Here is a 24,923-nt window from a genome sequence, read left to right on the forward strand (position 1 = left end):
CCGGGGACGGGCACGCCGTAGCGGATGACGAGTCACGGGCCCGGCCCGTGGTGGTACACCACGCCGCTGCGCAAGCCACCGCTGGTGGCGAAGAGCTGGGGGACGGTGACGAGGTCGTATCCGCGGGCCCTCAGCACGTCGATCAGACGGGGCACGGCCGGCGGGGTCGTCGCGTAGCGGTCGTGCAGAACGACGATCGCGCCCGGCCGCACCCCGGCAAGGACGGCCCGGTCGATGAAGGCCGGGTCGTGGTGCTTCCAGTCCCGGGGGTCGACGTTCCACAGCACCACCGCCATGCCCGCGGCGCCGGCCGCCTCCCGCACACGGGCGTTCCACGCCCCGAAGGGCGGCCGGAAGAGCACCGGCCTGTGGCCCGTGACCGAGGCGATCTGCTGCGCCGCGACGTCGATCTGCTGGTCGATCCCGGGGCGGGGCAGAAGCGTGAGGTGAGGATGGGTGACTGTGTGGTCGCCGATCGCGTCGCCGTCCCGGTACTCCCTCAGCGCGTCCGCGCGGTACTGGAGCGCGTGCGGTCCGATCAGGAAGAACGTGGCGAGGGCATGGCTGCGTTCCAGGGTGGTGAGGAGGGCGGCCGTGTACTGGGTCGGGCCGTCGTCGAAGGTGAGGGCCACGCATTTGACGGCCCGGCAGTCGACGGTGTGGGTGTGCGCGGCGCGCGTGAGGGGCGGGTGCTGCGGTGCCGCCGTCGCCGTGCCGAGTGGGCATACGGCGACCGACAGGGCGGTGGCGGCGAGAGCCGCCACCGTACGGTGCCGACCCGGCCTGGCAGTCATCGTGATACCTCGCCGTCGTGGCCTCGCCCTCCGGCGGACTGACCAATTCCAGTCTGGTCGGTCGTCCGGATCCGCGCGCGTCGGCGCAGGTCGGGAGAGGTAAGAGAAGCCCAAGCGGCGGCGCGAAACCGGTGGCAAGGCGGTCCGCAGCCTGCCGATATTCAAGCGTTCCTCTTACCTGGAAAGGCCCCGACTTACCTGGAAAGGCCCCGACGCCGTGCCCGTTGCCCGCAGATGTCGAGGACACGCGGTATCGCACCGAGAGCCGAACGCCAGGCACCGGGGGCGCAGCTACAGCAGTGTGAGGGTCGAGCAGGCAGGCGGTCAGGTCGGTGCGGACTTCTTCGTGCCAGTCCGTGTGGGCGCCGGAGGATGCCCGAACCTCTACCGGCACAGGCAGGGGTGATGAGCCCCTCAGTACCAGTCCGTGCACGCGCGCAGTTGGCCGCCCTTGATGTCGGCGCAGGCCCTGGCCTTGTAGCCCGGCCCGTCGTAGACCGCCCGGTCCCACCCCATCGACACGGCACCGTCGCCCAGCGCGGTCGTACGGCCCAGCGTCTGCATGTGCCCGGCATGCTGCCGCTCGACCCACACGTGTCCGCCCTTGCCGACCCAGGCCGCGCCGAACACCCAGTCGTGGCCGCTCTTCTTCTGCGCGTGGAGATTGACCGTCACCCGCCAGCCGTTGACCTGCTTCCCGCGCACGGCCATGAGGCACGCGTGGTCGTCGGGCAACTTGTAGCTCCCGCAAGCGGGCCGCTGCACTGGGTCCGACGCGGCGGACGCCGCCGTGGCGCTGGGCAGTACAACGGCGCCCGCGAGCGCCGCACCGAGCATCAGGGTCTTGACTGTCTTTCGCATGACTCCCCGTCATCGTGAATGTGTTTCAGGGGGAGTCAATATTCCGCCAGTCGGGGCTGTCAAATGTCTTCACCAACCGCAAGGGCTCCAGGGGCGGGCGGACCTGAGATGGCGTCTGCCCACTTCAATTGGGGAGTCCGCGGTAGCAGATGAGGCCGGCTGCAGGCGCGGTGATAGCCAGGAAAGGGTCAGGAAGCAGCCGGTGAGCCTTGTCCGCGTGCAGGTCGGCCGGGCGTCGGCGCCGTGGCCCGCGGCGTGAGCGGAAGGGCGGGATGCCGTGTACGAGCGCCTGCGGGGCTTGACTGCAGCCACGGGTATTCCGTCACCTCACGAACCTCAATCCGTCGGTGCCCCGCTGGGCTGTCGGCGAAAGCCGCTGACCTGGGCGAACTTCCATCCGCCGGCGTCGCCGGTCCGTGTGGTCCGTCCTGGTTCCCGGACTGGGAACAGTGAGTGACTGCCGTTGGCTCCCCCGGGAGTGTCATGCGAGGGTGGAGGGGCCGATCACCGATCGGCGAAGGGAGTCGCATGACTCGCGGAACGAGTGACGCCGCACGAGGCGGGCGCTCTCGTCTACGGCGCCCGTCGGATACGGGCGGCTGGGCCCTGACCACAGGACTGGTAGTCGCGATCCTCGTGGTCCTGCTGGTGGACCTCGCGACCGGGCCGGTTTTCCGGATCATCCAGGTGTCCGTGATCGCGGCCGTCATCGCTGCCATGTACTGCACGGTGCGGCAGACCGTGATCGTGACCGTGGCATTCTTCGCGGCAACGGCCGCGATGTACATCTACAGCTGGAAGGAGGCCGGTTTCCTGACCAGCTACGCCGTCCTCGCGGGCAACGTGGCCATAGGCGCCGCCCTCCTACGGCTGTGTGCGCTGCGCCGGCAGCGCGATCATCTCCTCGCGCAGGCCCTGTCCGCCTCCGAGACCGTCCAGCGGTTCCTGATCCGCCCATTTCCTCTGCACACCGACGATGCGACGGTCGACGGCTTCTACGACTCCTCCACGCGGGAGGCGCTGGTGGGCGGTGACATCTACGAGGCGCTGTCCACCCGGCACGGCACACGGGTACTCATCGGCGATGTACGCGGCAAGGGACTGTCGGCGCTCCAGGCAGGGATGACCGTCCTGACCTCCTTCCGCGAGTGCGCCTACCACGAGCCCTCCCTGCTCGGTGTGGCCGACCGGCTGGAGCAGGCCCTGCTGCGGCACAACCAGCGGACGGAGCGGGACGCGGAAGAGGGCGGGGAGCATGGCGGGCGCCGTTTCGTCACCGCGCTGCTGCTGCAGCTCGATCCCGGCGGGAACGCACTGATCGTGCACTGTGGGCACGTCCCGCCGTTCCTGCTCACTCTGGGCAGCGCCGCCGAGGTACAGCTCACCACCCCGGGACTGCCCCTAGGGCTGGACGAACTGGCCCCGGACTCCCGCAGCGAGCAGAAGATCCCCCTCGCCCCGGGGGACCGGCTGGCCCTGTGCACGGATGGGGTGACCGAGACCCGGAACGCGGACGGCGCCGACTATCCACTCGCGGCACGGCTCCGCTCCTGGGCCGCCCTGCCCTCTCCCCAGCTCATCGAGCGGTTGCAGCAGGACCTGATGGACTTCGCCGGCCACGAGCCTCGCGATGACATGGCCTTCCTCCTGGTCCGCAGGCACTTCTCGGACCGGGACGACGCCTGACAGCGCTCTCCGGAGAGCCGGTCCCTCATCCGCGCGCTTGTCCTCGTGCGGTCAGGAGATGGTCTGCTCCTGCGAGTGAGACGAAGCTTCGCGGGTGTCGTGCCTCGCGGGCGATCTCCCCGGCGTTGGCGACGTCGACGGTGTTGTCGGTGGGCGAATGCATGACGAGCAACGGCAGGTGCAACTCGCGTATCCGGTAGCGCAGGCGAGCTTGGTGGACGTCGTCGACGAAGGCACGCTTGAGGACCAGGGTCCTCCCGCCGACAAACACTGCGCGCGATCCTCGGCCGCTGCGGCGATGGCGGCGCCTCCCCATGAGCGCCCCACCAGCAGGTCTGCCGGAGTTCCTCCTTCCGCCATCAAAGCTGCCGCACGGACGGTGTCCTGAACCTTGATGCGGCCGGCGAGTCCTTTCCGAGGGCGAATCCGTGGACGAAGATTCCCCAGCCCCGGATCTCGCGGGGGAGCCCTGAGCGCGGCGCTTGTCGCTGTCGGCGCGGCGGACGGCCGGCTTCTGATAGACGGCTAATCGGCGGTCGGTTTGGTGGCGAGCAGTGCCGTGATCTCATCGGCGAGGTGCGGGCCGAGCTCGCCCCAGCCGTCCTTGTAACCGTAGACGCCGGCCAGGGTGCGGGCCTCGTAGTCACCGTTCATGATCTCGATGTCTTCGGCCGTGATGAGTGCCGGGTGGGGGACGCCGACGGCCGCCGAAACCTTGATCAGCTCCTTGCGCAGGGTACGCAGGTAGACAGCGGCCCGGGTGGCCTTCGAGGTCGGGTCGAGGCCGCGGGCCAACCACGGGTTCTGGGTGGCTATGCCGGTGGGACATGTGTCGGTGTGGCACTTCTGCGACTGGATGCAGCCGATGGACAGCATCGCCTCACGGGCCACGTTGATCATGTCGGCGCCCAGAGCGAAGGCGACCGCGGCGTTGTCGGGCAGGCCGAGCTTGCCGGAGCCGATGAAGGTGAGCTCGTCGGTCAGCCCCAGCTCGGCGAAGGTGCCGTAGACACGGGAGAAGCCCATCCGGAACGGCAGTGACACCGAGTCCGCGAAGATGCGCGGCGCCGCCCCGGTGCCGCCCTCACCCCCGTCGACGGTCACGAAGTCGACACCACGGTCACCACGCGCCATCAGCGTGGCCAACTCCTGCCAGAAGCCCATCTCTCCGACCGCGCTCTTGATGCCGACCGGCAGACCGGTCTCGGTGGCGATCAGCTCGACGAAGTCGAGCATCGAGTCGACGTCGCTGAACGCGGTGTGCCGCGACGGGGAGGCACAGTCCTTGCCGACCGGGATGCCGCGGATCGCGGCGATCTCCTGGGTCACCTTCGCGCCCGGCAGCATCCCGCCCAGCCCCGGCTTGGCGCCCTGCGAGAGCTTGATCTCTATCGCCCTGACCGGGGCACCGGAGACCACGTCCTTGAGCTTGTCGAGGTTGAAGCTGCCGTCCTCGTTGCGACAGCCGAAATACGCCGTACCGATCTGAAGGACGAGGTCGCCGCCGTTGCGGTGGTACGGCGAGAGACCGCCCTCGCCCGTGTTGTGCATCGTGCCCGCCAGTGCCGCCCCCTTGTTGAGCGCCGTGACGGCCGCGCCGGAGAGCGAGCCGAAGCTCATCGCCGAGATGTTCACCACACTCGCCGGCCGGAACGCCTTGGCGCGCCCGCGCGGCCCGCCCAGCACCTTGGCCGACGGCAGTGGCGCCTGCGGGTCGTGTGCGTCGGGCAGAGTACCGGCGAACGTGCGCTGCTTCAGGTAGGCGTGCCCCTGCACGTGCTCCACGTCGACTTCGGTTCCGAACCCGAAGTAGTTGTTCTCCTCCTTCGCCGACGCGTAGATCCAGGTGCGCTGGTCACGACTGAACGGGCGCTCCTCCTCGTTGGACGTCACGATGTACTGCCGCAGCTCCGGCCCGATCGTCTCCAACAGGTACCGGGCGTGCCCGATCACCGGGAAGTTACGGAGCAGTGCGTGCCTCTTCTGGATGAGGTCGCGGGCAGCCAGAAGCGCCACTGCTGTTGCGGCGGCCGCACCGACCTTCCGGGCGTGCATTGAACGTTCCTCCTCGATGCACGACTCCATCGCCATGCGGTGGAGTCGTTGTGTCGTGTTGGGCGTTGGGCGTTGGGCGTTGGACGGCGGGCACGGCCCAGCGGCCATCAGCGTCCGTCAGCGCCCGTCGAAGAATGCGAAACGATATTAAGAGGCCGCTCGGGCAGTCCTGTGATCAGGGGGCTGGTCCGGCTGCGGCTTCGCGCCGGAGGGAAGCGATGGGAAGAGCGCCTTCGCGCTGACGACCGCGGCGAGGTCCCGCTTGAGCTGGCAGAACCCCTCCGGATCCGTCGCCCCGAGCGTGCCTTCGCGGGGGAGGGCGAGCGCATGGTCGATCAGGCTGAAGCGGATCCCGGCGAGGAGGACGAGGCGGACGCGTTGTTCTGGGGCGGCTGCTGGCACCAGGTTCGGCTGCGGGCACCAGGTGGTGAAGGGCGACGGCGTTGCGGGCAGGCCATACTTCGAGCAGTCGTACGCGCTGGCGAATTCTGTCGATGACCGGATGACGATGTCCTATGCGATTCGGCATCTCGGCTTCGCCGACAAGGACGCAGGCCGTTTCGATCAGGCTCGCGAGCGGTTGACCGAATCGGTGACACTGCGCCGGGAGATCGGCTTCCGACCAGGGGAAGCGGCCGCCTCGTGGCGCTGGCCCATCTCGCGGCCGAAACCGGTAACCCGTCGGCGGCGTTGCCTCACCTCGACGGGGCCCAGTCGGTCGCCGAGAGCTGCGGTGCCAAGGCCGTGTTGGGGTGGACCGAGCAAGCGCGCACGCTCATCCGCTCCTAGGATCCGATGGGAAAGTGCTGGTCACAGCCGCTAGTTGAGGAATGCGACCAGCACGGTCGCCTCGTAACGGACGGCACGCGTGTCGTACCTGGTGGCTACGACGACCCGGTTGCTCGGCTGTCGTACGCCTTGTCTGCCCACACCCGGTCCGGGCGCTTGCCGGGCCGCCGGGACCGGTCCGGGGCACGGGGATGGCCTCCAGGACTGGATCGGATTGCGGGGATTCACCTCGTTGTCCGGTTGTGATCAGCGCCGACAGCGGCTTCTGTCCCTGCTCGACGGCGATGCCGCCGGGCGGCGCCTTTTGCAGGTGTCCCTTTTGGAAGCCCTGGCGGCGTGCTGGTGGGCCCGGCAGACGGTGGAGTCGACGTTTGCGGCCCAGTTGATCAGGCCCTTCGAGTCGGCCTCGGCCTGGCGCCCGGACCCTCGTCGGGGGCGGCGACCGTACCGTGACCACCACCGACCTCGCAGAGTTGGCGAAGACCGCAATCGCCGGACTCAAGGCCGCGGGCCGGACCACTGCGAAGGTCACCGTCGACGACAGCCTGTTCCCCGAGCCGATCCGGGCCAAGGGCTGGAACGACGGCTACTACCCCGACGCCGTCGCCCCGGTCCGCGCGCTGGTCGTCGACGGGCCCGGCGTCCAGGACACCTCCATCGACGCCGGGCAGGTCTTCGCAAGGCAACTCGCCGCGCACGGAGTCACGGCCGCCGGCGACGTCACCCGCGCCGCGGCGCGCACCACGGACGATGCGGTGGCCCAGCACACGTCGGCGCCGCTGTCGGACATCGTCCACACGGTGTCCCGGGCCGACCGCATCCCGGCCGCCACCGTCGCGCCGCGTTGCCTTGTTCGCCCGCAGCGGCCTCCAGGCCCGCGCAGCACTCCGGGCTCAGGAGGACGGCGTGGGGCCCTCCATCTGTTCGCTGATCCATTGCGTGGGCCCCTCCATTTGCTTCAGATAGGTGGCGCCGTTGTGGGTGCCGCCGGGTATCTCCCACAACCTGGTGTGGACCGGGCCCTTTCCGTAGGTGGCCATGAAGTTCTTGATGGCGCTGATGGTCGCGGCGTTCTCCCTCGTACCGACCTGGAACGCGACGTAGACATCCGGCCCCTTGGCGGCCGCCAGCCGCTTGGCCAGCACCTTGGGATTGTTCTCCCGCATCTCCTGCTCGTGGCCCCGCCACAGCGGGGAGTCGGGGACGATGTCGGGGCCGTTGGCGATGGCGGTCTTGAACTTGTCGGGGTGCTTCAGGACAGCCTTCAGACTCGCGAAGCCACCGGTGGAGGAACCCATGTAGCTCCAGCCCGCACGGTCCTTGATGGTGCGGAAGTTGGCCTTCATCAGGTCCGGGACGTCCTCTGTCAGCCATGTGCCCATCTTCGGCTGGTTGGGGATGTCACTGGCGTCCCAGTAGATTCCGTGTGTGTCCGGTCCCGGATTGAGGATCGGCATGGCCAGCAGGAAGGGCTTGCTCCTGCCCTGCTCGTACCACTTGGAGATGCTCTTCTCCAGCGAGAGCCTGTCCGGGCCGAACTCGCCCACCGACCAGTAGTTGCTGTCGTTGCCGGGACCGCCGGGCAGGGCGATCATCACGGGGAAGCCGCTCGCGGCGAACTTCGCGTCCTGGTACTCCTTGGGCGCCCAGACCCACACCTTGCCCTTGAACCCGGACTTGGGTCCGTCCAGGGTGACGACGCTGACGTGGGTACCGTCGCTCAGGGTCTTGACGTTCCTGAACTCGGCCTTGGGGCCCGTTGGCATCAGCGTCTTGGAGTCGGCGGCCTTCGCGCTCTTCCCGTGCTGCGCGCTGCCGGCCTGGTCGTAGTTGACGGGATCGCCCTTGTCCGTGAACGGCGGGATCTGGTAGTGGCTCATCACCTGCCAGGCGACCAGTCCGAGCGTGGCCATGGACACCGTCCCGACGATCCAACGGCGGGCATGGGACGCGCGGCGTCGGCCACGGGACCGGTGGACTCCGGCGGATCGGTTTCTCATCTTGCGGCTCCGGCTGGTACTGCCCCAAAGAGGGCGACAAGGTCACTTCCGCCCCGTTTGATGGGCGTGCCAGGCCGGAGGTTGCTCCATCAAGCCGTCCAGCAGGTCTTTAATACGAAACCGCGACAACCGGACCGCAGGCCGGCTCGCAGGTCTCGGCGTCTCGAGGGGCACCGGACGCCGGCAGTCGAGTCCGAGCGACGCATCGGCCTGTCCGGCGTTTCCGCAGGTCATGAGGGACATCCCCCTGATGGGTGGGCATCCTGGAGCCGCCGCGTCGGTGCGCGCCTACGCGGCCGACCAGCGCGCGGGTCGACGTCCTCGCCTCGGTGCTGGAGGACATCGCTGCCAAGGGCTGCCCGGCTGCGGAGTCCGGCGTGCTGTGGGAGGAAGCCCGCGACGCCCACCTGGAGCGCCTCGCCGGCGAGCAGCCCTGGGTCGCCTGAGCACGCACCGCGCCGGTCCCAGGGTTGAGGACACGTTGAGGACACACGGACGTGCTCGGGCAGGCGCCGCTGGGTGGTGACCTGCACCAGCATGGTGTGCTCCGCGTAAAATCCGAGGTCGAGACGCCGGAGGAGGCCGTCGACCGACCCCTGGCCTACCAGGCGGCGCCAGCCGGGCTCGGGCCGTGGGAGGACAGCCACCGGGCGGCCGAACTCCCGCAGGGCCTCCTGCCAGACGCGATCGACGGGACGGCTGGGCCGGCCGGAGCTGTGGGACATGAAGCCCCCTCTGGATGGTCACAGGTGCGGTCGTGACGCTCACTCACCGTGACAGTGCGCCGGCATTCGCGGGCGCGCAGCGCGACGAACCGATCAGGAAGCACCCCACAGCGGGGAGTACTCCCCGCTCGCTGTCCGGTACTCCGGTACGCGCGGTCAGGACCTGGGAGCGGCTGCCCGCTGAACTGGGCTTCGGCTCGGGCATGACGTGCTGGCGCAGGCTGCGGGACGCGGGACTGGATCAACGCGAAGGTCCGGGCGAGGTGCACAAGGCGCTGCTGACCGAGCTCCGGGCCGCGGACCGGCTGGACATGTCCTGGGCGGAGATCGACACTTTCCACGTCCCGGCGCTCGGAGGCGGCCCAAAGCTGGTCGGGGCCCGGTCGACCGAGGCGGAATGGGCTCCAATTCTCAGGAAACAGCGGCTGGTACTCGTCTGGATCGGAGCGCAGTGGACTGCGCCCCGACGATGACGAACGCGGGGATGAGCTCCAAGGCGTCGAAGGAGAGGAACTTTGCCGGTCGGCTGGGCAGGCCGTTCTGGGCGATGGAGAGCACTCGCCCGAGGGCTCCGAAGAAGATCGGGACGGCGAGGAAGTGGACCAGTGCCCCTTGCGCACGGATCGTTCCCACCGCCCAGAAGAACAGGGGAGCCCAGCCGATATAGACGCCCGCCATGAAGCGGTGCACGTGGTCTGCGGTCGCGTCGCCCGCCGCGGCTCCCTTAGCTCGGCGACGGCGACGGCCACGTGCCGGGGGCGGGTGACGACGTAGCCGACGGTGGGGCAATGTCCTGGCTCTGCATCCGCTCGATGTCGCCCAGGGCGGCGGTGAGCTGCTGGACGGCGGCCGGGGTGTGGGCGCCCAGTCTGTGTCGACGATGCCCGGTTCGACGACGGAGCCGCGGACGTGCTGGCGTGCCAGTTCCTGGTGAGGGCCCCGCTGAAGGCGCCGACGCCGAACTTGGTGGCGCAGTACACGGCGGACATGGCGAAGGCACGGCGCCCGGCGAGGGAGCCGATGTTGACGATGCCGGCGACCTGACGTTGCTGTTCGGCTGCTGCCCTGACCAGGTGGGGAACGGCCGCGTGGGTGCTGTACATCAGGCCCATGAGGTTGATGTCGATCATGCGCCGCCAGTCGTTCAGGTCCGCGCCGGGGGCGGGCCCCAGCAGCATGAGGCCGGCGTTGTCGACCAGGGCGTTCAGGCGGCCCAGGCCCTCGACGGTCTGCTCGACCGCAACCGCTGCGGCCTGGGCGTCGGTGATGTCGGCGGGCACGACCAGGGCGACGGACGCGCCTTCGCGGGCGGGCTCCAAGGCGGTGGCGTGGCCGATACCGCTGGAGGCCCCGGTGACCCAGGGCGACGGTTCCTTCAAGTCCTTCAAGACGACGAGACATGGGTTCAAGCCTTTCGATGAACGGCCACGCTGCTGCGAGCCGTACGGGATGGGGGATAGGGGTGGCGGACCTACTGATCGGGGCCGTAGGGGAATGGGCGACGGCCCTACTGGTGGGGCCGTGCGGGATAGCAGTGCCCGGATCGGTCAGGATCGGGAGGATGGGCCCGAAGATCTCCTCGTGCATCACGGGCTCGTCGGACGGGGCATCGGTCAGCATGGTCGGGGCGACGTACTTGTCCTCGCGCTCGGTCTGCCCGCCGGTGCCCGTACGGCCGGAGCCCAGCAGTGGTCTCCGGCGAGCCGCCCTCGACGACCGCGGTGGCGTCGGTGCCGAGATAGGCGGGCAGCAGCGCGGCGAGGAGCGCCAAGGCGTGGGCGGCGTGGTCGGCGGGCTTGATGACGACCGCGTGGCCGGCAGCGAGCGCGTCCTGGGGGACGGAGAGTGGTGCCCCGGCAGCCACGTTGTCGGATACCGCCAGGTCGGCATCCCTGCCGCGGGTAGCGGGAGCCGGCCGCGCGGTTCGGCTGGATCTGCCGGATGCGGGCGAAGCCCTCGGGTGCGGGGGTGACCTGTGCGGCGGCCACGTTCTTGGCCAGGCGCCGCGGCCTGCGAGCGCCCGGGACGGGGGCGATGTCGTCGCCCTGCGCGAGCAGCCAGGCCGGCGCCGGCTCACAGAAGCCCTTCACCACGCGGCCGAGGAGCTGCTCATCGGTGCCGGTGCCCAAGCCGTACGGCTCGGCCGTGTCGAAGTGCGTTACGCCGAGTTCGCAGGCTCGGTGGACGCCGGCGTGAGCCCGCTCAAGTACCAAAAGCACCTGCGACTGCAGGAGGCCCGGCGGCGCCTGGTCGCCGGTGATGCCACCGTGGCTCAGATCGCGCAGGCGGTCGGATACGCGAGCGCAACCCAGTTCAATCGCGAGTACCGCAGCACTTACGGCCTCCCGCCCGGCCAGGACGCGGCCCGCCTACGCGCTCGACTCACCCACACTCCCACTGCCACAACCCAGCTCGGTGGAAGGTGCGTTGATGGCAGTCGAGGGTGCTCGGCGCCATTCCGGAATGAGCAATTTCCATCCCGAAGTTGCAGGATACAAGGGGCTGGTGCGGGCGGGGCGTGGAGTGGAGTGCTCGGGCCGGCCGGGGCGCGATCGGCAGCAGGTGATCGTCCGTCGGGTGGTGGCTTCGCCGGAATCGCGGTGCCTGGTCGCGGTTGGCCTCGTGCCTCCGGAGAGTGAACCAGCGCGGGAAGGCTGTTTGCGGCGGACGTACCGGGGTGGGTGATGGAGCGTCGGGTGCTGCTGGCCGACCGCGCCGAGCGGCTGCGCGAGGAACTTGCCGAGATCGACGCCGAGGTGGCGAGGCTGGAGGCCGCGGAAGTGAAGATCGGGCAGTTCATCGTGGCGGAACGGATCGGGCAGACCGATGATCCGGCGATGGCCGAGGAGTTGGAGCGGGCCATCACCACTCCCGGAGCGGGCGGCACGCTGCTGGCCTCTGCTCCAGCGACATCACCGCCACCGCGCGCCACAACCAGATCTACGCCAAGCTCCGAGTAACCGACCTCGGCGCCTGGTGGACCTCGGCTTCGTCGGTCTGGACGACGATCCGGACAACCCGGTGATCGCCACCGGTCGCAGGGCGACCCGAGGACATCCACCGAGGCCCAGAAGGAGGCGAACCGGCTCCCCGATATCAACGGGTGCAAGCCTACTGGCCTCGCCCGGTCCGTAACGGCCAGTTGGGCGAGACCAGTGACGACTTCGAGCAGGAGCTAGTGTCGCGTGATCCTGATTGCGTTACTTCGCGTTGTTATTGACGAGTTTCTTCACGCTGGTCTGGACGAGTCGGACCTTGACGAGGATCTCGTCGGTGGTGGCGGTCCAGATGAAGGGTTTCGCGTTCTCGTTCCAGGAGTCGATGTAGTCGCGGATCTGTTTGACCAGGACGTTGACGCTCGCGAACGTGCCGCGGCGGATGGACTGCCGGGCGATGATCCCGAACCAGATCTCGATCTGGTTCAACCATGAGGACCCGACGGGGGTGAAATGGAAGTGGACGTGCGGGTTCTTCGCCAGCCACGCCTTCACGTCCGGGGTGGTGTGCGTGGAGAGGTTGTCCAGGACGATATGGATTTCCTTCCCTGTATGTGGCTTGACGGCCCTCTTCAGGAACGCCAGGAAGGTCGCGCCGTTCCGGTTCGGCCTGCACTCGCCCAGCACTTCACCGGTCGTGACGTTCAGCGCGGCGAACAGGCTCGTGGTGCCGTGCCGCACATAGTCGTGGGTGCGCTTCTCGGTGGCCGCGAAAGTCACCGGCAGCACTGGCTGGGTCCGGTCCAGGGCCTGCACCTGCGTCTTCTCGTCAATCGACAGCACCACGGCGCCGCCGGGCGGGGCCAGGTACAAACCGACGACATCGGCGACCTTGTCCGCGAACGCCGGGTCTTTCGAGATCTTGAAGGTGCCCGAGCGGTGCGGCTTCAGATTCTCCTCACGCCAGATGCGGGCGACGTAATGCCACGACACCGAGATGCCCTCCCGCCGCTTCAGGTGGTCGGCGAGTGTCCGCGTCGACCAGTGCGACAGACCGGATTCCGCCGGCGGGGACATCCTCGTCAAAGCGATCACCCGAGCCCGCCCCTGCGGCGGCACCTGGGTACGCGGCCCGCCGCGGCGCTTCTCCTCCAAACCCGCAAGGCCCCGCGCGGCATAACGGGCCTTGCAGCGGTCCACCGTCAGCGGCGCCACACCGGCGAGCTCGGCAATGTCCTTGCGCCGGCGTCCTTCGCCGGACCACAACACGATCCGTGCGCGAAGCGCCACATCGGCCGGAACATCCCGCGACCCGGCCAACTCCCGCAGTTCTGCCATCTGTTCAGAGGTGAGATCCACACCAGACTCAACGATCACAGTAGCCTCAGGTTCCATGAACAGGATTACGAGACACTAGTTGACCCAAATCCCGGTGCCGTAGGAACCGGAGGTGCCATCCCACATTTCAACCCGGACCTGGTGGACGCCGTCGTTGTGGTACAGCGGACTCGTCTGGTTGGTTGACCACGAAGTAAAGGTCTGGCCTCTGGTATTGATGTTCCTCTCCCACAACCGGACCTGGCAGTTCGCGTCGCCTTCGACTGTCCCGATTGCCCAGTTCCAGCTGTTGCCGTTCGAGACTACCCAGGCTTCGCAATGCTGACTGACCACGTTGCCGCCGAAGTAGTAAGTACTGCTGGCGGAGGCAGTCGTCGCGGTAAGTCCGAGGAGCCCGGCCGTCGCCGCGCCCACGGCCATCAGCATTTTCGTCCTACTCAGAGCAGCCTTCAAGTGGATCCCCTCCCAAGTTGGTTGGCATACCTTAGTGGTGGTGCCGTATCGGGTCTTCATCCGGTTTGAGACCGGCGCATGGTCCAGCTGCAGTCAGCTATTTCCATGCTGAAGCGTTAGCATGGGCAGGCCCCCAGGAGGGCGGTGTCAGCTGCCGACCGTAACCTCGACGCACTCGTCATTCGGGTTCAACGTTTTGGTCGCGCCGGGCGAGAGTTTGATAATGGACCAGGTCCCGTTGTCGCCGCACATGAAGCTGGTCGTGAAACTGCCCGCGGACACCCGTGAGGTACCAAACCAGGAGCCGGCGTAGGTACCCGTGCAGTAGAAGTATGGACTGCCGCTCTCGGAGACCAGGTGGGACGGCGTGCCGCAGCTCGCGGGAGCCGCCTGGGCGGCGCTCGCCGCTGCGACAGTCGCGCCGCCAGAGAGGGCGAGCATCGCGGCAGTGAGGGCGATGGCGTGTCGGAACTTTCCGAGTTTCCGCATGGGTGTGCTTCCCCCGTAGTTGGCGTCCCCTTGCCGGGGCAGTTGAAGTGGTCCCCTGACTTCGTGCCGCTACTTGGTCCGGCTCTGCCCTAAGCGGCAGGACATGGTTGCCCGGAGGTGCCATGTGCAGTGCCGTATCCCACACATGTCCAGACGCTCATGACATCACTCTGCAAGTCCACACGGCACGACGAACAGACGGGCGGAAGCCACAGCTTGTACATGGCTGCCGCCGAACCCAAAGCTATGACGGCCGACGATGGCAGGGAAGGACCTGTTTGCACGGTGAAGCGATCCCTCCGGTGTCGGGCTGCACAGTGAGCCCGTTGAGGATCGTCCAATCCGAAGTTGCCGGTCGCGGTGGTGGCCTCCTGCGCTCTGGAAGGGAGATACACGGCGAGGGGCTGCCGGTGGTCGATCAGCGGCGCGAACTCGACGGCCATCCGCTTCTGATGCCGTCCGTTCGATGTCCGCAGCGGCGGGGTGACGTCGGCCTCTTGGCCGCGAGATACTTCCGGGCCGTCTTCCCGGCCAGTCCCGGGCCTCCCAGGCGATCACCGAGAGGCTCACCACGTCGAGTCGGCCGAGACCGTCCAGTCGATTCCGTCGATCGAGTCCGCCTGGGCGGTCAACCGTGTCAGAACCGTGTCCCAGGTGCCGCCAGCCGCCCACCTGCGACGGCGTTTCCCTACCGTCTGCGAGGGACCGAACGCTTCGCGGGGCAGATCTCTCCAGGGGATTCCGGTGCGGTAGCGGTAGATGATCCCTTCGATGATGCGACGGTGGTCGGCGAACGGACGCCCTGCCTTCCCTGTGTTGCGGGGAAGGCAGGGCGCCAGGCGTGCCCACTGTTCGTCGGTCAGCAGGCGCATGCGCCCGCGTCTGGTCACCGAGGCTGGTAGGCGGTGGCCAGCACGGAGATGGTGACCTGATCGGGCAGGAGGCCGTCATCGTTCAGGTCTGCACGGCGCACGTGGCGTGCGCTCGGCGTCATCGCTACCAGGTCCAGGGCATCAGGCCTGGCCAGGGTCGCGGGGTAGTCCACCTGTTCGGTGACGGCGGCCTCGAAGTACGGGTCCAGCACCTGGTGCAGGCGCTGTTCCTTGGCCGGGTCGATCGTGACCATCGCAGGCAACCGGCCGCGCAGCTCGGCCAGGTGCCGCCCGGTGGGACGGACCACGATCAACCGGCCGGTCGGGCGCAGCACGCGGTGGAACTCGGCCGGGTTGCGCGGCGCGAACACATTCAGCATGACATCAGCCACCCCGTCGGCCAGCGGGAAGGGACGGAAGACGTCCCAGGCCACCGCGGCGGCTCGGTCGTGGGCACGGGCTGCCGAGCGCAGCGCGCGCACCGATGTGTCCAGCCCCAGACCACGGGCGCCGGGCAGCTGGTCGAGTACGCCGGCCAGGTAATAGCCCGTGCCGCACCCCACGTCCACAACCGTGGCCTGCTCAGACACGGCGTCGGCCGCCAGGTGAGCCCCGACTTCACGGATGGGGGCGTAGGCGCCGGTGGACAGGAATCGGTCTCGGGCCTGGACCATGGCCGCGTCGTCGCCGCTGATGGCGCGGGTACCCGTCAGCAGGCTGGCGTAGCCGTGGCGGGCGATGTCGAAGGTGTGGCCCAGCGGGCAGCACAGTGCGCCGCGGGCGGGGTGCAGGTGGCGCCTGCGGCACGTTGGGCAGCGCAGCAGGTCGAGGGACCGTTCGAGGGCAGGGGGAAGCGACACGGGCACGAGGCACTCCTGGCAAGGGTGAAGGGAAGAGACCATGCCTGCACACGCGCCCAGAGCGTCACTGCCTCAGGAAGGAACGGGCAGCGTCGGGAACGTGGTTCACGCAGCAGGCACACCAAGGAGGGCGACGCCGTCCGGCATCGCCCTCAACGCCTTCCGATCACAGGAAGCAGCAGTGCGGGGTGCTCATGAATGCCACGTCATGAGTCTACGAGCATCGGCGAAGCCCTTCATGCCCCACCGCAGTTGGCAAACACGACCTACACCCGTGACGAGACACTCGCCCAGACCACAGCACGACTGCTCGGAAGCAACTGATCGGCGAAGGACGAACTCCCCGGATCCACAGGTATTGACCATGACTCGGATCGGGAACACCTCTCCGCAGTCCGACGAAGGTCTGCGGCTGCTGCAGGGACGGCCCCGCCAACCGGCCTCCGCCGGCCTGCCTGTCAGCGTTGCTCAACCAGTTCACGCGGATCGTCGGCAGGGGTGTCCGCGCAGCGGTGACTTACGGGCTCGTGCCCGTCGATGAGTACGACCTGCTGGTGCATACTGATGCCTCACCGGTGCAACAAAATGTTTAAGGAGGGGGAGTTGGCAGCCTGTTTCAGGACGGTCACCGAGGTGGGAGAGGCTCATCTTGCCCAAGCGGAGGCCCTGGGGCGTGCCTTCCAGGAGGCGATCGCGCCCGCCACAGTCAACTACGACTTCGGTCACATTCGCGATGCCGCCGCCGCGCTTCCCGACAGTGACATCGTCAAGATGGTCCGTGGTTGGGGTCTCCAGGAGGAGGCGCCGATCCTGGTGATGGCGCTCTCCCTCAAGGAGGCGGTCCGCCAGGCGCTCCCGCCCGAGGCGGCTCAGGCACCGTTCTGGGACACCGTCGAGCGAGACCTTGTGGATGCCTTCACAGGTCTTGCGGCGCAGGAGGACGGACCGGGGCTGGCCTACTACGAGGAGGGCCCGGACCACACGAGCTACTACCGCGATTTGCTCTTCACCCTCCAGGACGAGGAAGCAGGCGCGTACCTGTACGCCGTTGCCTTCTGCGCCGACGTCACCATCGGCTTTGGTAAGTCCCGTGTGGGGACCCTGAGCCTCACCGACACCGCACCGTTCGCGGTCCGGCTCAACGCGATCGTCGTGCGCCAAGAGCTGGCGAACGTGGCTTGATCCTCCGGGCATCGCCCGCCGCTTCCTTCGGTGAGGACGAACGTCAAGGCCGGCAGCGGGCGTCGGCGGTGAGGTGGATCTTCGTGGGCAGCCCGCCGGGGATGTAGGGCGTATGGGACCGGGTGGCCAGGGCGCCGGCAGTGGTCGCCCTCAGTCAGCGGTTGTTGGGGCTCAGCAGCGTGGCGGCCGCGGCGATGAAGGCGACGGATGCTTCCTTGGCAGCATGCCGCCGGGCGTCCAGTTCGGTCCGGTCGATGGCCTTGCGCAGCGCGTACGTGGCATCTGCGGCCTGCTGGGCGGGGCCGGCCAGCTCGGGGACCAGTACCTGAAGGCGGATGTGGGGCGCGGTGATTGCCGCCCGGGTGTCGTGGGACCTCGTCTGGGCCTCCAACTGGTGCTCGGTGCCTGCCTCGGTCAGGGCCAGACGCTCCCGATGGAACATCGCCGAGCGGTGCGCGTCCAGGGCGGCTGCGAAGTCGGTGACGGCACCGAGCTGGTCCTGGCGGTGGCTGTCGGCGCGCTCCTCGGCGCGTGCGGTGCGTGCCGAACGGTGCTGGAGGAGCCCGGCGGTCAGGGCACCGGCGAGGGTACCGAGTACGGCAACGATCGAAGGCCATATGGACATCAGGTGTTGGGTCCTCTCGGGTAGTCGGTTTCGGTGGTGGGGTAAGCGGACAGCGAGGTACGCCGCGGCGCCTTCGGTGGCGGGGTGATGCCTGCTGCGCTCCGGATCTACCCTCGCGGATAGTTTGCGGCTGGGGTCAGAGATCTGGATCAAATCCCATTGCCCGGGCAAGGCTTCGTTGACCGACGCGCTGACTACGACCCGCAGGCACCGGTCAGGTACGAGCGGGTCCGTGAGAGCTTCCTGCGGGGGCTTGGCGCCCCTGCGGACGCGGTTCATGCTGAGGGCGAGCACATGGCCGCGGCCTTCCGTTCCTGGCTTGCCGGCCGCAGGCTGCTGATCGTGCTCGACAACGCCGCCAACGCGTCCCAGGTCTGGTCTTTGCCGCCGGCGACGGCCGGCTGCCTGGTCATCGTGACCAGCAGACACCATCCGCCTGGCCTGACGATCCGGGAGGGAGCGCGGCGCCTCACGCTGGATGTCTTCGACCAGGACGGCGGTCTTGTTCTCCCCGTGTCGGCGCCTCGAAACGCATAAGCCTGTTCCTCCCTGTGACGGCCCGGCACACGGTGAGCCCCTGCGCACACGGCACCCACACCGACATTCGTCAGCAGGGCCTGGACCACTCACGGCGAGACGAGATCACGGGTGCAGCCGTCCGTCCACGGGCGCGTCGCCCGCGAGGGCAGAAACCCGGCCTCGTATCGGGCGAACGGCCTTTCCGGGGTCGGATACCGAGGCGTACACGGCGATCCCGGCCACCATGGCGGTGGCCCAAGCCTGCGGCAATACGTCTCATCGCGCGCTCCGTCCGGGGAGTGCCGGGAGGACCTTCTCGGCGATGTCGATCAGGGCGCTGTCGTCGGGGAGGGCTCCGGACGTGCTCCACACGGTGATGTCGTAGGAGCCGCCCCGGTCGTCTTTGCCGAGGGCCACAGACAGTGTCCGGGCCAGGGGGCCTTGTTCGACGGGGCCGCCGCTGGTTCCGCCGGTCCCGAGACTGATCTTCAGCTTCATGGTGTGATCCGAGGAGAAGACCGCGGGCCGGCCGAGGATCGTACGCGTCTCGATGTTCTGCTCGTTCCCGATCTTCTCCAGCTTCACGTACTGGGCTATGGACAACTCGTTGTAGGTGGCTGACATATTCACGGTGTACGTGTCGAACACGACCTCGGCCTCTGGCTCGGCGACCTTCCCATTGGTCAGGGCAGCGGTGCCGTTGCTGCCGGAAGCCGTGGTCGCGGTTTCTCCCGGCGTTCCGAGGAGCCGGGCGAGATCGGGCCGGTTGAGTGCCTTGCACAGTTGGTCACCGGTCACAGCCTGGGGCGTCGTCTTGTATGCCTTCGGCAGTTCCTCGTGTTCCTGGGCCGAACACGAGGCGGGCTTCGGCGTGTTGTCAGCGGACGGCAGCACGTGCGGAGCCACCCACAACGCGGCCCCGAGAGCCCCGAACACGGCTACGGCCGCGACGGCCTGGCCCCACGCGTTGGGCTCCTTCTCCGGAGCGACCGGGCCCGGAACCGGCACGGCTGCCGCCTGGGTCTGGGCCTGCGCGGCCGCATCGGTCACCGGTCCGACTGCGGGCGCGGTGGTCGCCGTGTTTGGGTTCCGGCGTGCGCGCAGCGCCCGGACCACCGTGTAGACACGAATCCCGGTGAACACGAGGAACACCACACCGAGACCAGCCGCGGCCGGGTCATCGTCGCGGACGGCGAGGTAGATGATGCGGACGCCGAGAACGGACCCGACCGCGATGAGCAGGGGCTCGCGGACCCAGAACGGCAGGAGACGGAGGAGGAAACCGAGCATCCGGTGATCTCACCAGGACTGGATCAGCCGCGCTGTGGCGGAGGCCATAGTTCCGCGGTTGGTGGGTTCAGGACGCTTCGGATCGCGTGCGGGTGAAGTAGTCGCAATGACCCAGGTCGAGTTTGAACACCATGCCGTACCAGCCACTGATGGCAGCGACTGTCCCGGACTCCGGTTCCCGCGGACACCGGCTGAGGGGTGGGCCGTTGGCGGAGCAGTTGTCCGGTTCTGTGATCTTCGAGGACAAGGACCGGGCTGGACCGCTCATCATCTTGCAGCCATCGAGGTAAGCGGACGTCGCGACGGGGCCGTCCGGTGTCCGTGTCCGGTCCAGCTTGAACCCGTCCCGGATTGGCCTTAAGCGCCTCGTTCCGCTGTAGGCCGAGGAAGGTGTGAACGACCTCGTTCTCAGCGTTCGCCGCGTCGAGGTGGTGAAGGATCGCGTGGAGGCGGGCCGATCCGGAGGGAGGTTGTTCATGTGTCTCATCGTGCGGCTCGCGGCATGCGTATGCGGCTCCAGTGACAGCGAGTACATCAACTGATAGGGGGCTGACCGCATGACAGCGATGGCGGGCGCGCCGTGGTCGGTGGTGTTGGACTACTCGCAGGGCGCGGCCTTCGCATTGGGCGTCCGTGACGCGCTCGGGATCACCGATCCCCTGGGTCTGCCGGCTGTCGACCCGCCGCTGACGCTGGTCATCGAACCGGCCGTGGAGGCCGACGGAGAGACCGATGCTCTGTGGCGGCGCTGGTGGGACCGGGCCCTGTCCCCCGCCGGGCAGGAGGAACCGGGACCCACGTTGCCGCCAGAGGGCCTGCTCGGTCAGGTCGTCAGGGGAAATCTCGACACCCTTCACCGGTGGAGTGCCGCCCGCAAGCGCGAGGTCGCCGAGGCCACCAGACCCACCCGGGCCGTTCCCAGGCTGCGGGACGCGCTGCGCGAGTACGAGCAGACCACGGGGATCCGTGTCGGAGGATTCCGACTCCAGGTGACCGCAGTGCCGGTTTCCGGGCCAGTGTTCCTCTCGCTTGATGGTGACCGGCTCATCGTCAGCATCACTCTCCTGCGCGACCGAGCCGAGTATCTCCGGCGCGTGCTGGCGCACGTCGGCTCGACACGCGACTGAACCACGGCCCACGGAAGAGCGGCCACAGTCCCCCTGTAGCCTCGCAGTTGGGGTGGGAAGTATCTGCTCGTTTTCTTGAACAGTTCAGCGTCACGGCCGCTGAACTTGGGCTCCCGAAGCTGGACATGGCCAGAAGTCGGCACCGCCGAAGTGGGCGGCGCTGCTGAAGGTAGCCCTGTCGAAGTCGACGTAGCAACTGAACTGGACCCCGAGGAAATCGCCGTCAGTAGTGACGCGGTGATAGAGGTCGGCGCCGGGCCGTAGGCCAGCAAGGTAGGCGGCGCGGTCGGCGTCGGCGAGGAGGGCCAGGCATGCGGTGTGCGGCGTGCAGCGCGCCGGCACCGACGAGCCGGCCGAGGTGCGTATCTCCGAGCCCTGGCCGCCCTTTCTGACCGCCCGATCGCTGGCCCGGTCCGCGTACGGGACGGTGGAGCCAACGCACTCGCAGCTCGTGGCGGTCAGGCGAGCGTCGTGAAGGCTTCGCGGAGCCGATCGGCCTGCCGAGCCCGGTAAGTAGCCTGCCGGTACGCGGCACCGCAGTAGACCGCATCGCGACGGGTGACCGTGCCCGGGGGCAACGCGGCGGTCGCACATGGGGCACACAGACGAGGGGAGACCGCCACGGGCCGGACCTGCGGTGGCTCTCCCCACTGACCTGGGTTCGGAGTCTGCTTCGTGAACGGAGGGTGCGCTTCCTCTGGTGTGTGATCAGCCCTGTTGGAGGATTCCGGCGCGGCTGCCCGAAGTGGGCGGCCTCAACGGGGAGGATTCTGCCTTGAAGCTGAGCCACATAGCCCGTAGTGCGGCGGTCGCCGCACTCGCCGCCGGTGCCATCGCGATCGGCACCGGCGCCGCGCACGCCAACCCGCCGGGGACTCAGGGCAACTGCCGCGCGGACTGGACAGCAACGGCTCCACCACGCAGGTCCACGACTACGGATGCCACGGCTGGGAGCCCCTGGGCTACTACGCGGCGGACTGGAGCGCGTACTACCCGGGCAGCGGAATCTACGTCTTCCAGTACGGGTACTGGGGCACGCCTCCTGGCGGCTCATACGGCTACTACGGCGGCGTCCAGTCGCCGCGCGTCTCCGTCTGAACGCCTGCCGAGAGGTGCCGAGACGCCCGCAGGCGTCGTGCCGGACCGGCTGATGTGCGCGGGGTGAGGCTGGCCGGCCCAGCCACATGGCGCCAACCTCTCGACCGCGGGAAGTAGAACCGCCCCAGGCCCAGGTCAGCACTGCGGCGGTTACTGGCTCGCACTTCCGCGAGCAGTACCGGGCGTCGCTCCGAGCGGTCACCCGCAGTGGCCTCCAGCAGTACCCGCACCGAAGGGTTCGCCCGGCCATAGCTACACGGTACGACGCGCCCGGCGGGCGAGGTGCCTCAGGTGCCTGTGACGCTGATCATGCTCTGACCTGTGAAAAGAAGCGATTCCCCAGATAACAGTAGTGATGGTCCACTTTTTGAGCACCATGCGGTGGTCCTGCTCGCCACGGCCGCCCCGTCCCACATTCTTCGGAAGGTGCGGCTCCGGCAGCGCCCACTCGACGTCCGAAAGATCACCCCGCCTCACGCTGAGCAGAACGAGACACCAGCAGGGGCGGTCATGCGACCCACCGGACAGGCCCCAAGAGTCTCGTGTCATCCGGGCGGAGCCGAGAACTCCCGATCCCGCAGACTTTTGCCGTTCCTCCGGTCGGTTGATGCCGGGATGTTCAACCGGGTCACTGCCGTCGTCCTGGTCGGGCTTGCCGGTGATTTCCTCGTCCTGGGAACGTGGTTCGGCGTTCCAGCGACCGGTCTACGCCTTGGTGGGTCGTAGGGAGGCCGGTGTACGCCCGATGAAGTCCCGTGCCGTACGGGCGAGGTGGGCCTGGTCGGCGAAGCCCGCGGTGGCTGCGGCCAGGGCGGCAGTACCATCCGGCAGGCCGGCGATCGCGGTACGGAGCCTGCCCCATCGCCGTAAGCGGGCGAGCGTGATCCCCACCTCCTGCCGGACCAACGCGCGCAGCCGCGGTGCCGACAGTCCGACTTCATCGGCGACGGAGGCCAGGGGCATGTCCGGATCGCGCAGCATACATACGTGCACGGCGTGGGCGACTCTCGGATCGAGCGGGACCGGGTTCCCTGTGACGGCCCGCAGCTCGGCGTACCCGGCAGCCAGATCCTCGTGGATGCCGGGGCCGTCGGAATCAGCGGTGCCGAGCGCGGCGAGCAGGCGACGGACCTCACCCGCATCCAGTCGTATCGGCCCCGGGCACGACGGCAACAGCCAGGAGTCGATGAACAAGGCGACGTAGGGCGAGGTGGCCGCACAGAGGTGGGCCAGCTGGGGCGGAACGATCAGCCCGGCCGCCGCTGTCAAGTGCCATCCTGGCTGGGCGAGTTCGGCGTGGCCGCCGAGCGGCAGCACGGCTTTCCACGCGGGCAGCAGGTGCCGGGAGACACGGAACGGGCGGGACTCGGCGAACATGGTCGCCTCGGTGCCGGCGGCGAAGACGATGCGGCGATCGTTTTGTTCAAGCTCCCAGGCATGAGGCGACCGGATCATCATGTCATGCACGCTATCGCTGCCGTCGCCTTGGCGGTGTTCCTGGCCGTCACGGGGGTCATGCACTTTTTACTCCCCGGCTACTTCCGCATGCTGGTCCCCGCATGGCTTCGCCGCGAGCGGCTGCTCGTGGCCGCCACCGGGGCGACGGAGGTCGTCGTGGGAGGGCTCGTGCTGGTTCCGTGGAGCAGACTGGCCGGGGGCTGGGCCGCGGCCATCCTGATCACCTGTTACCAGGTGTCTCACGTGGACGCGCTGCGACGTGCGCGGCCGGATCGGCCCCGGTTGCTGGAGCGGCCGGCCGGCGCGGTGGCTCGACTGGTGGTGAACGTCCTGTACATCGCCTGGGCGGTCGCCGTGGCCAGATCCGCTGCCTGACCCCGATGCGCGGCGACCGAATGTCCGAGACGGCACCGAAAAACCGCCTCTAGTCACAGAGGCAGCCCCCATTCATGAGTCACCGCATCGTCGTCCTGGGCGCCGGTCACGCCGGTCTGCTGGCCGCCAAGCGCCTCGCCCGCAGGCTGCACCGCAGCGGCGCCACCGTCACGCTGGTCAATGCCTCGGACCGGTTCGTCGAACGGGTCCGGCTCCATCAACTCGCCGCCGGACAGCGGCTGAAGGCTGCCGAGGCTGTGCAGTGAGCGAGACCAAGTGCCGAGGCGGACACGACCTTCCGGGGTTGGCGATGGATGCGGGCTGGCCGCCTGGACCCCGTCACCCCAGGCACGCGAGACGGTGGGCATACATTGCCGTCATGCGAACCGTAGTGATCGATTCCCGAGGAACCTTCCAGTTGGAGCAGCGTTCGGAGCCGGTCGCGGGGCCGGAGGCCGTGGTGGTCCGGGTGCGGGCCGCTGGACTCAACGCAGCCGACTTGCAGCAGGCACGGGGGGATTACCCGGCACCACCGGGATGGCCGGCCGACGTGCCCGGCCTGGAGGTCGCCGGCGAGGTCGAGCAGGTCGGAGCCGGTGTCACGGGGGTTGTGCCGGGGGACCGGGTGATGGCCCTGGTGGGCGGCGGCGCCCACGCCGAGCGGATCACGGTCCCCGCCGATCTCCTGCTGCCCCTGCCGCAGGGCCTGCCCTGGGAGGAGGCCGCCGGATTCCCGGAGGCGTTCAGTACCGCATGGGACGCCCTGGTCACCCAGGCCGGAGTCCGTGCCGGCGACCGGGTACTGGTCAGCGGAGCGGCGGGCGGGGTGGGCACGGCCATGGTGCAGGTCGCCGCGGTCTCCGGGGCGCACACCGTGGCCAGCGTGCGTCGGCCCGAACTCCATGACCGCGTGAAGGCACTCGCCGCGGATGGCCGGGTGGACGTCGTGACTCCCGATCAGGAAGCCGCGCACGCGCCGTACGACGTGATCGTGGAACTGGTCGGCGGTGAGGATTGCCTGCAGCGGGTCGCTCTGCTCCGTAGCCGGGGCAAGGTCCTTGTCGTCGGAGTCCAGGCCGGTACGACGGCGCCGCTGCGGATGTTCGATCTCATGCTCGCGCGTGCCCAGTTGATCGGCACCACCATTCGCGGGCGCTCACATGCCGAGAAGGTGCTCCTCGCCGCCACCGTGCGGACGTCCGTGGTGCCCTTGCTGGCACAGGGGCGGTTGCGGGTACCCGTCGACGCGGCCTTCCCGCTCGACCGGTTCGCCGACGCCTATGCTCGCCTGGCCGGCCCGGGCAAGTTCGGCAAGGTCATCCTGCGGCCCTGACGGTCTCGCTTCAGCTCCGCCCCGAGATTCTCACCGGCCCCCGGCTGCCGGTGGGGTT

At 68.5% G+C, this 24,923-nt stretch carries 22 protein-coding genes and 8 pseudogenes; 12 read left to right on the plus strand and 18 right to left on the minus strand.

Features of this window, described 5'->3' with window-relative positions; translation table 11 throughout:
* Positions 1-32: 32 nt before the first annotated feature.
* The 3 genes and pseudogenes from AB5L52_RS39070 to AB5L52_RS39080 form a co-directional block, all read right to left on the minus strand.
* Positions 33-794, minus strand: a complete 762-nt coding sequence (locus tag AB5L52_RS39070) for a polysaccharide deacetylase family protein (protein WP_351578877.1) — start codon at positions 792-794, stop codon at positions 33-35.
* 414 nt (positions 795-1,208) lie between these two features.
* Positions 1,209-1,655: a hypothetical protein gene (locus tag AB5L52_RS39075; protein ID WP_351019103.1), complete on the minus strand. Its 447-nt coding sequence runs from the start codon at positions 1,653-1,655 to the stop codon at positions 1,209-1,211.
* A gap of 124 nt (positions 1,656-1,779) precedes the next feature.
* A pseudogene (locus AB5L52_RS39080) lies at positions 1,780-1,959 on the minus strand (hypothetical protein); the annotation flags it as partial.
* 224 nt (positions 1,960-2,183) lie between these two features.
* Here AB5L52_RS39080 and AB5L52_RS39085 point away from each other — a divergent pair.
* Positions 2,184-3,341 (plus strand): PP2C family protein-serine/threonine phosphatase, encoded by a 1,158-nt coding sequence (locus AB5L52_RS39085; RefSeq protein ID WP_369368035.1) that lies wholly within the window; start codon positions 2,184-2,186, stop codon positions 3,339-3,341.
* A 25-nt stretch (positions 3,342-3,366) separates the two neighbouring features.
* Here the strand turns inward: AB5L52_RS39085 and AB5L52_RS39090 are convergent, their stop codons facing one another.
* Positions 3,367-3,612: a hypothetical protein gene (locus AB5L52_RS39090; RefSeq protein WP_369368036.1), complete on the minus strand. Its 246-nt coding sequence runs from the start codon at positions 3,610-3,612 to the stop codon at positions 3,367-3,369.
* Positions 3,613-3,866: 254 nt separating this feature from the next.
* Positions 3,867-5,396, minus strand: coding sequence for an FMN-binding glutamate synthase family protein (locus AB5L52_RS39095; protein ID WP_369368037.1), 1,530 nt, complete (start codon positions 5,394-5,396; stop codon positions 3,867-3,869).
* A gap of 1,211 nt (positions 5,397-6,607) precedes the next feature.
* Between AB5L52_RS39095 and AB5L52_RS39100 the strand changes: the two are divergent.
* Positions 6,608-6,979: pseudogene (locus AB5L52_RS39100) on the plus strand (D-alanyl-D-alanine carboxypeptidase); the annotation flags it as partial.
* Between the two features lie 99 nt (positions 6,980-7,078).
* Here the strand turns inward: AB5L52_RS39100 and AB5L52_RS39105 are convergent.
* The gene (locus tag AB5L52_RS39105) at positions 7,079-8,098 is read right to left on the minus strand and encodes an alpha/beta hydrolase-fold protein (RefSeq protein WP_351019092.1); all 1,020 of its coding nucleotides are present in this window, start codon (positions 8,096-8,098) and stop codon (positions 7,079-7,081) included.
* 341 nt (positions 8,099-8,439) lie between these two features.
* Between AB5L52_RS39105 and AB5L52_RS39110 the strand changes: the two genes are divergently transcribed.
* The gene (locus tag AB5L52_RS39110; protein WP_369368038.1) at positions 8,440-8,631 is read left to right on the plus strand and encodes a hypothetical protein; all 192 of its coding nucleotides are present in this window, start codon (positions 8,440-8,442) and stop codon (positions 8,629-8,631) included.
* A gap of 443 nt (positions 8,632-9,074) precedes the next feature.
* A pseudogene (locus AB5L52_RS39115) lies at positions 9,075-9,301 on the plus strand (IS5/IS1182 family transposase); the annotation flags it as partial.
* A 20-nt stretch (positions 9,302-9,321) separates the two neighbouring features.
* Here AB5L52_RS39115 and AB5L52_RS39120 read toward each other — a convergent pair.
* The 3 genes and pseudogenes from AB5L52_RS39120 to AB5L52_RS39130 all read right to left on the minus strand — a co-directional run.
* The gene (locus AB5L52_RS39120; RefSeq protein WP_369369042.1) at positions 9,322-9,699 is read right to left on the minus strand and encodes a DUF4345 family protein; all 378 of its coding nucleotides are present in this window, start codon (positions 9,697-9,699) and stop codon (positions 9,322-9,324) included.
* Positions 9,700-9,887: 188 nt separating this feature from the next.
* A pseudogene (locus tag AB5L52_RS39125) lies at positions 9,888-10,190 on the minus strand (SDR family NAD(P)-dependent oxidoreductase); the annotation flags it as partial.
* Positions 10,191-10,512: 322 nt separating this feature from the next.
* Positions 10,513-10,800: pseudogene (locus AB5L52_RS39130) on the minus strand (hypothetical protein); the annotation flags it as partial.
* Between the two features lie 299 nt (positions 10,801-11,099).
* Here AB5L52_RS39130 and AB5L52_RS39135 point away from each other — a divergent pair.
* Both AB5L52_RS39135 and AB5L52_RS39140 read left to right on the plus strand, forming a co-directional pair.
* A pseudogene (locus AB5L52_RS39135) lies at positions 11,100-11,294 on the plus strand (helix-turn-helix domain-containing protein); the annotation flags it as partial.
* A 312-nt stretch (positions 11,295-11,606) separates the two neighbouring features.
* The gene (locus tag AB5L52_RS39140; protein WP_369368039.1) at positions 11,607-11,870 is read left to right on the plus strand and encodes a hypothetical protein; all 264 of its coding nucleotides are present in this window, start codon (positions 11,607-11,609) and stop codon (positions 11,868-11,870) included.
* Positions 11,871-12,110: 240 nt separating this feature from the next.
* Here the strand turns inward: AB5L52_RS39140 and AB5L52_RS39145 are convergent, their stop codons facing one another.
* The 5 genes from AB5L52_RS39145 to AB5L52_RS39165 all read right to left on the minus strand — a co-directional run bounded on the left by AB5L52_RS39145 (position 12,111) and on the right by AB5L52_RS39165 (position 15,864).
* Positions 12,111-13,205, minus strand: a complete 1,095-nt coding sequence (locus AB5L52_RS39145; protein WP_369368040.1) for an IS630 family transposase — start codon at positions 13,203-13,205, stop codon at positions 12,111-12,113.
* Positions 13,206-13,259: 54 nt separating this feature from the next.
* Positions 13,260-13,610: a hypothetical protein gene (locus tag AB5L52_RS39150; RefSeq protein WP_369368041.1), complete on the minus strand. Its 351-nt coding sequence runs from the start codon at positions 13,608-13,610 to the stop codon at positions 13,260-13,262.
* A gap of 174 nt (positions 13,611-13,784) precedes the next feature.
* Positions 13,785-14,126: a hypothetical protein gene (locus tag AB5L52_RS39155; RefSeq protein WP_351019077.1), complete on the minus strand. Its 342-nt coding sequence runs from the start codon at positions 14,124-14,126 to the stop codon at positions 13,785-13,787.
* A 566-nt stretch (positions 14,127-14,692) separates the two neighbouring features.
* Positions 14,693-14,998: a transposase gene (locus tag AB5L52_RS39160; protein ID WP_351019075.1), complete on the minus strand. Its 306-nt coding sequence runs from the start codon at positions 14,996-14,998 to the stop codon at positions 14,693-14,695.
* A gap of 14 nt (positions 14,999-15,012) precedes the next feature.
* Positions 15,013-15,864, minus strand: a complete 852-nt coding sequence (locus AB5L52_RS39165) for a methyltransferase domain-containing protein (protein WP_369368042.1) — start codon at positions 15,862-15,864, stop codon at positions 15,013-15,015.
* Between the two features lie 597 nt (positions 15,865-16,461).
* On the opposite strand from AB5L52_RS39165, the gene AB5L52_RS39170 reads away from it, so the two are divergent.
* Positions 16,462-17,040: a Type-2Aa cytolytic delta-endotoxin gene (locus AB5L52_RS39170; protein ID WP_369368043.1), complete on the plus strand. Its 579-nt coding sequence runs from the start codon at positions 16,462-16,464 to the stop codon at positions 17,038-17,040.
* Positions 17,041-17,194: 154 nt separating this feature from the next.
* Here the strand turns inward: AB5L52_RS39170 and AB5L52_RS39175 are convergent, their stop codons facing one another.
* Entirely contained in the window at positions 17,195-17,665 is a 471-nt protein-coding gene (locus AB5L52_RS39175; protein WP_351019066.1) for a hypothetical protein, read from the minus strand.
* A gap of 294 nt (positions 17,666-17,959) precedes the next feature.
* On the opposite strand from AB5L52_RS39175, the gene AB5L52_RS39180 reads away from it, so the two are divergent.
* Positions 17,960-18,202, plus strand: a complete 243-nt coding sequence (locus AB5L52_RS39180) for a hypothetical protein (protein ID WP_369368045.1) — start codon at positions 17,960-17,962, stop codon at positions 18,200-18,202.
* A gap of 258 nt (positions 18,203-18,460) precedes the next feature.
* Here the strand turns inward: AB5L52_RS39180 and AB5L52_RS39185 are convergent, their stop codons facing one another.
* Entirely contained in the window at positions 18,461-19,474 is a 1,014-nt protein-coding gene (locus AB5L52_RS39185) for a DUF6215 domain-containing protein (RefSeq protein ID WP_369368046.1), read from the minus strand.
* A 557-nt stretch (positions 19,475-20,031) separates the two neighbouring features.
* On the opposite strand from AB5L52_RS39185, the gene AB5L52_RS39190 reads away from it, so the two are divergent.
* Complete coding sequence (locus AB5L52_RS39190; protein ID WP_369368047.1) at positions 20,032-20,601, plus strand: hypothetical protein; 570 nt, start codon at positions 20,032-20,034, stop codon at positions 20,599-20,601.
* 1,467 nt (positions 20,602-22,068) lie between these two features.
* Here the strand turns inward: AB5L52_RS39190 and AB5L52_RS39195 are convergent.
* Together AB5L52_RS39195 and AB5L52_RS39200 are read right to left on the minus strand one after the other, a co-directional pair.
* A pseudogene (locus AB5L52_RS39195) lies at positions 22,069-22,176 on the minus strand (IS5/IS1182 family transposase); the annotation flags it as partial.
* Between the two features lie 228 nt (positions 22,177-22,404).
* On the minus strand, positions 22,405-23,157 hold the full coding sequence (locus tag AB5L52_RS39200; RefSeq protein ID WP_369368048.1) for a helix-turn-helix domain-containing protein: 753 nt from the start codon (positions 23,155-23,157) through the stop codon (positions 22,405-22,407).
* Positions 23,158-23,160: 3 nt separating this feature from the next.
* Between AB5L52_RS39200 and AB5L52_RS39205 the strand changes: the two genes are divergently transcribed.
* From AB5L52_RS39205 to AB5L52_RS39215, 3 genes and pseudogenes are all read left to right on the plus strand, one after another.
* Positions 23,161-23,532, plus strand: coding sequence for a hypothetical protein (locus AB5L52_RS39205; RefSeq protein WP_369368049.1), 372 nt, complete (start codon positions 23,161-23,163; stop codon positions 23,530-23,532).
* Positions 23,533-23,606: 74 nt separating this feature from the next.
* Positions 23,607-23,777, plus strand: a pseudogene (locus tag AB5L52_RS39210) (FAD-dependent oxidoreductase); the annotation flags it as partial.
* A gap of 134 nt (positions 23,778-23,911) precedes the next feature.
* Positions 23,912-24,865 (plus strand): zinc-binding dehydrogenase, encoded by a 954-nt coding sequence (locus tag AB5L52_RS39215; RefSeq protein WP_351019051.1) that lies wholly within the window; start codon positions 23,912-23,914, stop codon positions 24,863-24,865.
* The last annotated feature ends 58 nt before the right edge of the window (positions 24,866-24,923 follow it).

The organism is Streptomyces sp. CG4 (assembly GCF_041080655.1).
GTDB lineage: Bacteria > Actinomycetota > Actinomycetes > Streptomycetales > Streptomycetaceae > Streptomyces.

What these genes read in the sequence shown, in the direction of transcription:
- AB5L52_RS39180 (WP_369368045.1), top strand. Translation starts at nt 17,960, where the DNA reads ATGGCCGCGGCCTTCCGTTCCTGGCTTGCCGGCCGCAGGCTGCTGATC.
- AB5L52_RS39095 (WP_369368037.1), bottom strand. Translation starts at nt 5,396, where the DNA reads ATGCACGCCCGGAAGGTCGGTGCGGCCGCCGCAACAGCAGTGGCGCTT.
- AB5L52_RS39070 (WP_351578877.1), bottom strand. Translation starts at nt 794, where the DNA reads ATGACTGCCAGGCCGGGTCGGCACCGTACGGTGGCGGCTCTCGCCGCC.
- AB5L52_RS39185 (WP_369368046.1), bottom strand. Translation starts at nt 19,474, where the DNA reads ATGCTCGGTTTCCTCCTCCGTCTCCTGCCGTTCTGGGTCCGCGAGCCC.
- AB5L52_RS39160 (WP_351019075.1), bottom strand. Translation starts at nt 14,998, where the DNA reads ATGCGCCTGCTGACCGACGAACAGTGGGCACGCCTGGCGCCCTGCCTT.
- AB5L52_RS39085 (WP_369368035.1), top strand. Translation starts at nt 2,184, where the DNA reads ATGACTCGCGGAACGAGTGACGCCGCACGAGGCGGGCGCTCTCGTCTA.
- AB5L52_RS39200 (WP_369368048.1), bottom strand. Translation starts at nt 23,157, where the DNA reads ATGATGATCCGGTCGCCTCATGCCTGGGAGCTTGAACAAAACGATCGC.
- AB5L52_RS39175 (WP_351019066.1), bottom strand. Translation starts at nt 17,665, where the DNA reads ATGTCCATATGGCCTTCGATCGTTGCCGTACTCGGTACCCTCGCCGGT.
- AB5L52_RS39190 (WP_369368047.1), top strand. Translation starts at nt 20,032, where the DNA reads ATGACAGCGATGGCGGGCGCGCCGTGGTCGGTGGTGTTGGACTACTCG.
- AB5L52_RS39155 (WP_351019077.1), bottom strand. Translation starts at nt 14,126, where the DNA reads ATGCGGAAACTCGGAAAGTTCCGACACGCCATCGCCCTCACTGCCGCG.
- AB5L52_RS39205 (WP_369368049.1), top strand. Translation starts at nt 23,161, where the DNA reads ATGCACGCTATCGCTGCCGTCGCCTTGGCGGTGTTCCTGGCCGTCACG.
- AB5L52_RS39150 (WP_369368041.1), bottom strand. Translation starts at nt 13,610, where the DNA reads ATGCTGATGGCCGTGGGCGCGGCGACGGCCGGGCTCCTCGGACTTACC.
- AB5L52_RS39105 (WP_351019092.1), bottom strand. Translation starts at nt 8,098, where the DNA reads ATGGCCACGCTCGGACTGGTCGCCTGGCAGGTGATGAGCCACTACCAG.
- AB5L52_RS39215 (WP_351019051.1), top strand. Translation starts at nt 23,912, where the DNA reads ATGCGAACCGTAGTGATCGATTCCCGAGGAACCTTCCAGTTGGAGCAG.
- AB5L52_RS39075 (WP_351019103.1), bottom strand. Translation starts at nt 1,655, where the DNA reads ATGCGAAAGACAGTCAAGACCCTGATGCTCGGTGCGGCGCTCGCGGGC.